Annotated in this window: 6 protein-coding genes; 5 read left to right on the forward strand and 1 reads right to left on the reverse strand. The window is 66.6% G+C overall.

All coding sequences use genetic code 11. The features are described from left to right. The first annotated feature begins 199 nt into the window (after positions 1 to 199). The 5 genes from ACE3UY_RS16500 (at position 200) to ACE3UY_RS16520 (ending at position 7,767) form a co-directional block, all read left to right on the forward strand. On the forward strand, positions 200 to 1,747 hold the full coding sequence (locus ACE3UY_RS16500; protein ID WP_374688587.1) for an acyl-CoA carboxylase subunit beta: 1,548 nt from the start codon (positions 200 to 202) through the stop codon (positions 1,745 to 1,747). Between the two features lie 86 nt (positions 1,748 to 1,833). Beyond that, on the forward strand, positions 1,834 to 3,315 hold the full coding sequence (locus ACE3UY_RS16505; protein WP_374688588.1) for an acetyl/propionyl/methylcrotonyl-CoA carboxylase subunit alpha: 1,482 nt from the start codon (positions 1,834 to 1,836) through the stop codon (positions 3,313 to 3,315). Positions 3,316 to 3,427: 112 nt separating this feature from the next. Next, positions 3,428 to 3,922: an acetyl-CoA carboxylase biotin carboxyl carrier protein subunit gene (locus ACE3UY_RS16510; RefSeq protein WP_374688589.1), complete on the forward strand. Its 495-nt coding sequence runs from the start codon at positions 3,428 to 3,430 to the stop codon at positions 3,920 to 3,922. Positions 3,923 to 4,095: 173 nt separating this feature from the next. Beyond that, complete coding sequence (locus ACE3UY_RS16515) at positions 4,096 to 6,393, forward strand: polysaccharide deacetylase family protein (protein WP_374688590.1); 2,298 nt, start codon at positions 4,096 to 4,098, stop codon at positions 6,391 to 6,393. 57 nt (positions 6,394 to 6,450) lie between these two features. Next, a complete protein-coding gene (locus ACE3UY_RS16520) occupies positions 6,451 to 7,767 on the forward strand; it encodes a hypothetical protein (protein ID WP_374688591.1) in 1,317 nt (438 codons plus the stop codon). 192 nt (positions 7,768 to 7,959) lie between these two features. On the opposite strand, the gene ACE3UY_RS16525 is transcribed toward ACE3UY_RS16520, so the two are convergent. Beyond that, positions 7,960 to 8,972 (reverse strand): biotin/lipoyl-containing protein (locus ACE3UY_RS16525; RefSeq protein ID WP_374688592.1); only part of this gene is annotated, 1,013 nt, incomplete at its 5' end.

An 8,972-nucleotide genomic window follows, 5' to 3' on the forward strand; every position in this document is an offset into this window, starting at 1 on the left:
ACTTAACATGACAGTCCGCGCCAAAATGGGTGACGGATGACACTAAGCGTCCTGTCGGCGGTGTGTCACAATACTGGCGTTGGCGCGCGACCGGCGACAGGCCGGTGCGCGACGATGTCTGTTAACCGACGGGGGAGCCAAAACGAAGCGCCGCGCTGCCTTCGCTTCATTCACGGCGGCGACGGAACGGGAGAATGGAATGGCACAAGACATGGATGTTTACGTCCAGGAATTAAACGCGCGGCGGGCCACGGCCGCCGGCACGGAGAAAGAGGCCGCCGCGCAACACGGCAAGGGGCGCCTGACGGCCCGCGAGCGGCTCAACCTGCTCTTCGATCCGGGGTCGTTCGTCGAGATCGATACGCTGGTGCTGCCCCGACACGAGAGCTACCCCGGCGGCAAGGGGTCGCGACTGGGCGACGGCGTGGTGACCGGCTTCGGGCTGGTCAACGGCCGGCGTGTCTTCGCCTCGTCCCAGGACGCGGCCGTTATGGGCGGCTCGCTGGGCGAGATGCACGCCAACAAGATCGTCAAGGCGATGCAGATGGCCCTCAAGTATGGCTGCCCGTTCGTCGCCATCAACGACTCCGGCGGGGCGCGTATCCAGGAAGGGGTGGACAGTCTGGGCGGCTACGCCCGCATCTTCGACGCCAACTGCGAGGCGTCGGGCGTCATCCCCCAACTGTCGGTCATTATGGGCCCCTGCGCCGGCGGCGCGGTCTACTCCCCGGCCCTGACCGACTTCGTTTTCATGACCAACAACAGCTACATGTTCATCACCGGCCCGGACGTGGTGCGCTCGGTCATGCAGGAGAACGTCAGCTTCGAGGAGTTGGGCGGCGGTATGATGCACAGCCAGGAGAGCGGCGTCTGCCACTTCCTGACGACCGACGACCAGGACTGCCTGGCTCGCGTGCGGTCGCTGCTCAGCTACCTGCCCGGCAACAACCAGGACGACCCGCCCTACGTGCCGCCCATTGATGACCCGGAACGGCGCTGCCCGGAGCTCAAGGAGATCGTGCCTACCGATCCTACCCGGGCCTATGACGTGCGCGCGGTCATCAGCAGCATCGTCGACGACGGCGCGTTCTTCGAAGTCCACCAACTGTGGGCCGAGAATATGGTCGTCGGCTTCGCCCGGCTCAACGGCTACGTCGTCGGCATCGTCGCCAACCAGCCGATGGTGCTGGCCGGCTGCATCGACATCAAGGCGTCGATCAAGGCCACCCACTTCATCCGCATTTGCGACGCCTACAACGTGCCCATCATCACCCTGCAAGACGTGCCCGGCTTCCTGCCCGGACGCGAGCAGGAGTACGGCGGCATCATCCGCAACGGCGCGCGCATGATCTACGCCTACAGCGAGGCGACCGTGCCCAAGCTGATGGTCATCCTGCGCAAGAGCTACGGCGGGGCGTACTGCGTCATGAGCAGCAAGGGGCTGCGCGGCGACTTGCTGTACGCCTGGCCCAACGCCGAGATCGCCGTCATGGGCGCTGAGGGGGCGGTCAACATCCTCTTCCGCCGCGACGTACAGGCCGCCGAAGACCCGGAGGCCAGGCGGCGCGAGCTGGTGGACGACTATCAGCGCAAGTTCAACAATCCCTACGTCGCCGCCAACCGCGGCCTGATCGACGACGTTATCGACCCGGCCGACACGCGCCGCATCCTCATCCGCTCGCTCCAGGTCACCATGTCCAAGCGGGAGCGACACGTGGCACGGAAGCATGGGATCTCGCCCATGTAGCGTAAGCGCGGGGGAGCAGGGGAGCGGGGGAGAGATTCTTTCCCCCCTGCTCCCCCGCCCCCCTGCTCCCCTGCTCTGGAGAAGCTATGTACAAAAAGATTCTCATCGCCAACCGCGGCGAAATCGCCGTCCGCATCATCCGCACCTGCCGGGAGATGGGCATCCAGACGGTCGCCATCTACGAGGCCAGCGACCGCGGCTCGCTGCACGTCCGCCTGGCCGACGAGTGCGCGCAGTTGCCCGGCCCGCAAAGCTTCATGGACCCGGCAGCTGTGCTGGCCGTGGCTCAGGAGCATGAGGTGGAAGCCATCCACCCCGGCTACGGCTATCTGGCCGAAGACGCCGAATTCATTCGCGCCTGTGAGGCGGTCGGTATCGCCTTCATCGGCCCGCCGCCCGAGGTGGTCGAGGTGCTGCGCAACAAGATCGGCGCGCTGGAAATGGCGCGCGCCGCCGGCTTCCGCACCGTCGTCCACTCCCCCCGCTCCTTCTCCGAGGACGAGTACGACGAATTGGCCGCCGCGGCCGACGAGATCGGCTACCCGGTGGTCATCAAGTCCTGCCGGGGCGGGCGGGGTCGCGGCGAGCGTGTCGTCACCGATCCGGCCCATCTGGTCGAGACGGTGCGCCGCGCCCAGGTGGAGACGCTGGCCGTCTATGGCAACAAGCAACTCTATGTGGAGCGGGCCATCTTGCCGGCCCACCAGGTTGGCGTGCAGATTCTGGCCGACCGCGACGGCAACCTCGTCCACTTGGGCGAGCGCGAAGGTTCGGTCGTCCAGAGCAACCAGAAGATCATCGAGGAAGAGCCGGCGCTGTGCCTGACGCCAGAGCGGCGGGAGGAGTTGCTCGATACGGCCGTGCAGTTGGCGCGGCTGTTCAAGCTCCAGAACCTCAGCACCGTCGAGTTCCTCGTCGATCGGGCGGGCCAGTTCTACTTCAGCGAAGTCAAGGCCCGCATCCAGATCGCCCACACACTGGCCGAGATGCTGGCCCACATCGATTTGGTGCGCGAACAGATCCGGCTGGAGTTTGGCGAGCCACTGGGCTACCGCCAGGAGGACATCGTCCGGCGCGGCCACGCCATCATGTGCCGCGTGCAGGCCGAAGACCCATTCCACCGCTACTTGCCCGCTCCCGGCCACCTGCGCCAGGTGCGCCTGCCGGGCGGGCCGGAGGTGCGCGTGGACACCTATGTCTATGCCGGCTGTGACGTATCGCCCCACTATGACCCGCTGGTGGCCAAGGTGACCGCCTGGGGGCCGGATCGGGATACGTGCGTCAACCGTATGCGCCGCGCCCTGGAGGATTTCATCCTCATCGGCGCGCCGTCCAACCTGCCGCTACTGCTGCGCATCCTGCGCGATCCCACGTTCTTGAAGGGGATCTACTCCACCGACTTCCTGAGCCGGCTGGAAGAAGCGCCCGTGCCGGAGTTCGACCGGGTGCAGCGCGACCTGGCCGTGGCCGCAGCCGTGCTCTACGTGCGCCGCCGCGAGGTGTTCAATCCTCAAACGCCCGACCAGTGGGCGACGGGCTGGCATCGGTCTAGCCGCAAACTGCCGTAAGAAAAAGAATCCGCAGATTTCGCAGATTACGCAGATTTTAAGAGATTTACCTGCGCCGTCTGTGCCATCTGTGATTGCTATGAAAGGCGGTGAAGGAGATAGTGACAATACGATGACAAGTTTGCTCGTGACGATTGATGGCAACCCCTACGAGATCGATCTCAGCCTGGCGGCGCAGGACGACACCCACATCGTGTGGGCTAACGGCGAGGCCGTCACGGTGACGGTTCCGCACCTCCAGGCGACGGTGACGGAAGTGGAGTGGTTGATCGTCAACGGTTGGCCTTATGAACTCACTTTCGATCCCAACCTGCAATGGATCAAGGCGTACGACGGCCTGCATACTATCGAGGTTCACGACCGCGCTCAGCGCGTGGCCCGGCCGCGCAGCGGCGACGGCCGCGTGAAGGCTCCCATCCCCGGCCTGATCGCCCGCGTGCTGGTTAAGCCCGGCGCGCCGGTGGAGGCCGGCCAGACGCTCGTCGTCCTGGAGGCGATGAAGATGGAAAACGAGATCCGCGCCCCGTTTGACGGCGTGGTGAGCTCCATCCCCGTCACCATCGGCCAGACGGTCGTGCGCGGCCAGGTGTTGGCGGAAGTGCAGTAAGAGGAAACATCCGCAGATCTTTGCGTTCAGACCTGATAGGTGGGCGGCTATAGGTTTCGCTCGTAATAGAGCGTCGATGGCCGCCCACCTGTCAGGTCTTTCGTCTTGTGCAGCGCGCGGACGTTGATAGACTAGTGAAAGTCTGTCAATGTCCATTTCACTGTCGAGGAGCTATGCGCCGCCCATCATCGCTACCATTCGTCGCTCTACTGTTGGTCTTCCTGCTTCTATCCGCCTGCGTTGACTCCCCCCTGGCCCAGGATTCTTATCCTGTTCCCAAGCCCACCGAAACCTCCCCCGCATCGGAGCCCGCTACGTCCGCGCCCACCGAACTGATAATCGTCGCGCCGTGGCAGCCGGAAGGACTCGCGCCTGGCTTCACCGTCGTCGAGGAGGTGGAGGGAACGTGCTTCGGCGGGGCGCTGACGGCCGCCCGCGCCGACGCTTGGCGCTGCTCGGTCGAGCGCGTCAACGAAGCCCCGACTGACAGCGGTCTGCCGGCCGCTTACAGCCAGCTCTTCGATCCCTGCCTGGAGAACCCTTACGACCCAACCGGGCCGCTGGCGTGCCTGTCGGCCAACGGGGAAGTGACGTTGCTGCGCCTGACAACGCCATTGCCGCGCGAATATGCCAACGCGCCTGACGCCACGACACTGCCAGCCGTTATCGTCCTCGACAATGGCGACGAATGCGCCCTGGCGACCGGCGCGACTATCACCGTGAACGTGGACGGCCGGCCGGAGCGCGTCAACTACTTCTGCCAGTCAGGCGGCGTAGTCATTGGCCAGCCGGATACCGCCGACGTCATCTGGACGATCCATTTCAGCGCCGATCCCCGCGGGTTGGGGGACATCCTGACGATGGGCATCGCCCGGGCCTACGCCTTTCGCGGCGATACGGGCAACGTCGGCTGGAGCCAACCGACTGACACGGCCGCGCCTCTGCGTGACGTGCGGCTAGAGAACTTCGCGGGCGGCCAGCGGTTGGTGTTCGACTTCGGCGATGGACCGCTGCCGGCCTACGAGGTAGGTTATGTCAATGAAGCGCCGGTCAACGAGGCCGGCGAGCCGCTGAACATCGCGGGCGACGTGTGGTTGCGTGTCTGGTTCGCCTTTCCCACCACCGACGCGCCGCTGCACACGCTCGACTTTGACACTATCGAGGTAGCAGACGCCAACCACTTCCACGGCCTGGGCCTGACCAGCGCGCCGGCCGGCAACCTAATGTGGCTGGTCGGTCTCGACCGGGTCAGTGGCTTCGAAGTCCGCCGCGACGAGACTGCGGCCGAGGTCGTGGTCGACATTTTCCATCCCCCGTCCGACGAGTCGGAAGAGCCGGTGTTGGACATCAGCAGCCGTGGCGACGCGGTGCGCCGGCTGCACGACCAACTGGTCGCCGCCGGCTACCTGGAGGCCACTGCGACGCCGGCAGAGTATGGGCAAGCGTTGCGCGAGGCCGTCGCCGCCTTCCAGGCTGCCCACGACCTCATCCCTGACGGGGTGGCCGGGCCGGCAGTCTGGGCGGCGCTGCGCCAGCCGTTGCCGCCGCCGCGCGAGGGCACATCGACCCGCGACATTGGCTACGCCAAGCGACAGCTGGCGCAGGGCGAGAGCGCTGAGGTGAGCCCGGCCAGCGCCTGGGAGGTCTTCGTCCGTGGCGGCCCCGGCCTTGACTACGCGCCCATCGGCAGCCTACTGCCCGGTCAGACAGCCGAAGTCGTCGGCCAGATCGAGGGCAGCAGCCCGATTGACTCGTGGTGGCAAGTGTGTTGCATTGAAGGGCAACAGGGGTGGGTGCGGGCCGACGTGGTCAACGTGGTCGGCGAACCGGAGCCGGCCAGCGACGTGACGCCGCCCCCCGCACCAACCGGTGACGGCATCCGTCCGGCCGGTCGCCCGCAATACGCGGCCGATGGCAGCCCGATCCTGTACTTTACCTTCGACGATGGGCCGTGGGCGACGACCGGGACTATTGCCGCCACACTGGAAGAGCACGGCGGCCGAGGCACGTTCTTCGCCATCGGCCGGCAGACGGCGGGCACGCCGGCCATCTCCGGGGCGCTCGTCCCCGCTCACTCCGTGCAGAACCACACCTACAACCACGCCTCGCTGGACGGCATTTCCCGGCCTGACTTCTTCAACGAGGTCGAGCAGACACAGTTCGCCATCCAGCAGGCGACGGGCGCGCTGCCCACCTGCCTCCGGCCGCCCTACGGGGCGATGGATGGCGTGACCATCCAGTTGGCCGGCGAACTAGGGCTAGACATCGCGCTGTGGACGATTGACACCCAGGATTGGCGGCGGCCGGGCGTCGATGCCATCGTGCAGGAGATCATGGGCAACGCTCGGCCGGGAGCCATCATCCTGATGCACGACGGCGGCGGCGACCGCAGCCAGACGGTGGAGGCTCTGCGCCTCGTCCTGCCTCAATTGCGGCAGCAGGGGTACGTCTTCGAGGCGCTGTGCGGGTAGGGCGGGTTTGAAACCCGCCCCTACACGATGCCGCGGCGGTGATGTATCCTACTGTTGATGGAAGACGCAACACCGGGCTACGCTCAATCGCCCACCGCGGATGCGCCAGGGCGCGAGGCCGCAGACACGTCCCTCTCGCGCCTGGCCTGGGGCGTGACCGCGGCCGGCCTTGTGTTGCTCGTCGCCGCTATGAGCCTGACCGTCCTGCGCGCGCCGGCTCCTCCGCTGGCCGGCGAACCGCTCTGGTACCACGATGTGCTCGTCACGGCCTCGCTGGCAGTGGCGATCGTCGTGGGCGGCTTTGTGGCCGCCCGGCTGCCGCGCAACCCGTATGGCTGGCTGCTGCTGGCCTTCGGCATCGGCAATGGCGCGATCCAGAGCTTGGCCGTCAGCTACGGCCTCTACAGCTACCTCATCGCGCCCCTGCCTCTGGCCTCGTGGAGCTTCATCTTCGCCGCGCTCGGTTTTGCCCTGTGGTTGGCGACTATTCCGCTGTTGTTCTTGCTCTTCCCCAGCGGCCGGCTGCCCTCCAGACGCTGGCGTTTCCTGGCCGCGGTGGTTATCCTCAGCTTCATCACGTTGGCGGCGCTGCTCTGGCGCTCGCCGGCAGCCATCATCATACCCATCCCCAGTCCCTTCCACCAGAACGACGCCCTCGGCCGCTGGGCCGACAACCTCTCCAGCACAGCCACCTTCTTCATCATGCTGTCCGTGCTCATCAGCGCCATCTCGGTCATCGTCCGCGCCATTCGCGCCCGTGGCCTGGAGCGGCAGCAGTTCAAGTGGTTGGGGTTGGCCTCGGTGGTGTTCGTTCTGGCGTTCTTCTTCAACACGGAACTGGTTCCGCTGCTACCGGGCGCGCTGGACGCGCTGCTGGAGGCGGCCGCCTTTGCCGGCGTGCCGCTGGCCGTGGGCATCGCCGTGTTGCGCTATCGCCTGTGGGACATCGACGTCATCATCCGCAAGACGGTGCTCTATGGCGTCCTGACGGTGTTACTGGGCGTCATCTACTTTGTCGTGGTCATCGCCTCGCAAAACCTGTTCGGCCGCCTGAGCGGCTGGAACTCCACCGCCTCGGCCGTGCTGTCCACGCTGACCATCGCTGCCCTCTTCGCGCCGCTGCGCCGCGCGGTGCAGGTTCCGCTCGACCGCCGCTTCTATCGCCACAAGTACGACGCCGAGAAAGTGCTGGCCCAATTCGCCGCCACCGTCCGCGACGAGACCGACCTCGACCAGTTGACGGCCGAATTGGCGCGCGTCATTCAGGAGACGATGCAGCCGGAGCACGTTAGTGTGTGGTTGATGCCGGTTGGGAACCAGGGGGGTTGGGGAGCGGGGGAGCAGGGGACTGACAACCAACGACCCCATATATAAAAGTGTGCATCCGATCGAGGCCAAACTCGAAGCCACTCGCGCCATCAATCAAGTACTGGAGGCGGGATGGCCAGGGCTTGAGATTACCGCAAAGTTTCCGCTGGATCAGATTGCCCAGGCACATGAGTTCGTCGAACGACCGGCAAAGCCCGGACGTGTGATCCTGACGATCTGATGCCCTCGCCAGGGCCGCTACACCGCCAAAGCCCTAACGTGGATGAGTAGGGCGTCGGCGGCCACGCTGTCGCCGGGGGCGTGGTGGATAGCTTCGACGACGCCCGCCGCCGCGGCGCGGATGGTATACTCCATCTTCATCGCCTCCAGTTTCACCAGCGGCTGCCCCTCAGCCACAGCCTGCCCCACTTCCACCAGCACGGCCAGCACCGTGCCCGGCATGGGCGCGCGCAGCGAACCGCCGGCGTCAGCCGCGCGGTGGGGCTGCGGCAGCAGCGGCTGCGCCAGCAGCCGCAACGGGCCGGCCTCGCCTTGCACCCACCACTCATCCCCCCGCGCCGCCAGCACAACCCGGCGGCGATAGCCGTCGATGGTCAGGACAAGGTCAGGGGCGTCGAACCGCTCCAGGCTGACGACGCGCTCCAGCCCGTCGCTCGACAGCGTGACCAGTAGCGGCGCGGCGGCGCGGCCGGCCGGCCGCAACCGCACCTCGATCTCCTCGTCCCCCACGCGGTAGCGATAGCGCGCCGGCTCGCCGGGGTTGTTGCGCCAGTAGCCCCGCCCGGCGACGGCCGTTTGCCATTGCGCCAGCGTGGCGACGACCAGGGCCACGGCGATGTCCTCGGCGCTGGTGGGTGGCTGCCAGCCGGGCAAGTGCTCTTCCAGAAAGCGGGTGCTTAGCGCGCCCGCGTCCCTGAACGCCGGGTGGGCCAGGATGGCCCGCAGGTAGGTCTGATTGGTGGTCAGCCCGAGCAGGACGGTGCGGCGCAGGGCGTCGTCCAGGCGGCGCAGCGCGTCCGCCCGCGTCGGGCCGTGGGCGATGATCTTGGCCAGCAGCGGATCGTAGTGAACGGTGACGCTATCGCCGGCGCGGATGCCGCCATCCACGCGGACGCTCTCGCCGGCTGCCGGTCGCCACGCCAGAATCTCGCCGGTGACGGGCAGGAAGTCGTTGGCCGGGTCTTCGGCGTAGAGGCGCGCCTCGATGGCGTGACCGGTTGGCGCGAGATTGGCCTGCGTCCAGGGCAGCG

This window comes from Promineifilum sp. (SeqCode) (assembly GCF_041918635.1).
GTDB lineage: Bacteria > Chloroflexota > Anaerolineae > Promineifilales > Promineifilaceae > Promineifilum.

Bases quoted from the DNA above. Each gene is read 5' to 3' on its own strand.
- ACE3UY_RS16500 (WP_374688587.1), top strand. From the start codon at position 200: ATGGCACAAGACATGGATGTTTACGTCCAGGAATTAAACGCGCGGCGG.
- ACE3UY_RS16520 (WP_374688591.1), top strand. From the start codon at position 6,451: ATGGAAGACGCAACACCGGGCTACGCTCAATCGCCCACCGCGGATGCG.
- ACE3UY_RS16505 (WP_374688588.1), top strand. From the start codon at position 1,834: ATGTACAAAAAGATTCTCATCGCCAACCGCGGCGAAATCGCCGTCCGC.
- ACE3UY_RS16515 (WP_374688590.1), top strand. From the start codon at position 4,096: ATGCGCCGCCCATCATCGCTACCATTCGTCGCTCTACTGTTGGTCTTC.
- ACE3UY_RS16510 (WP_374688589.1), top strand. From the start codon at position 3,428: ATGACAAGTTTGCTCGTGACGATTGATGGCAACCCCTACGAGATCGAT.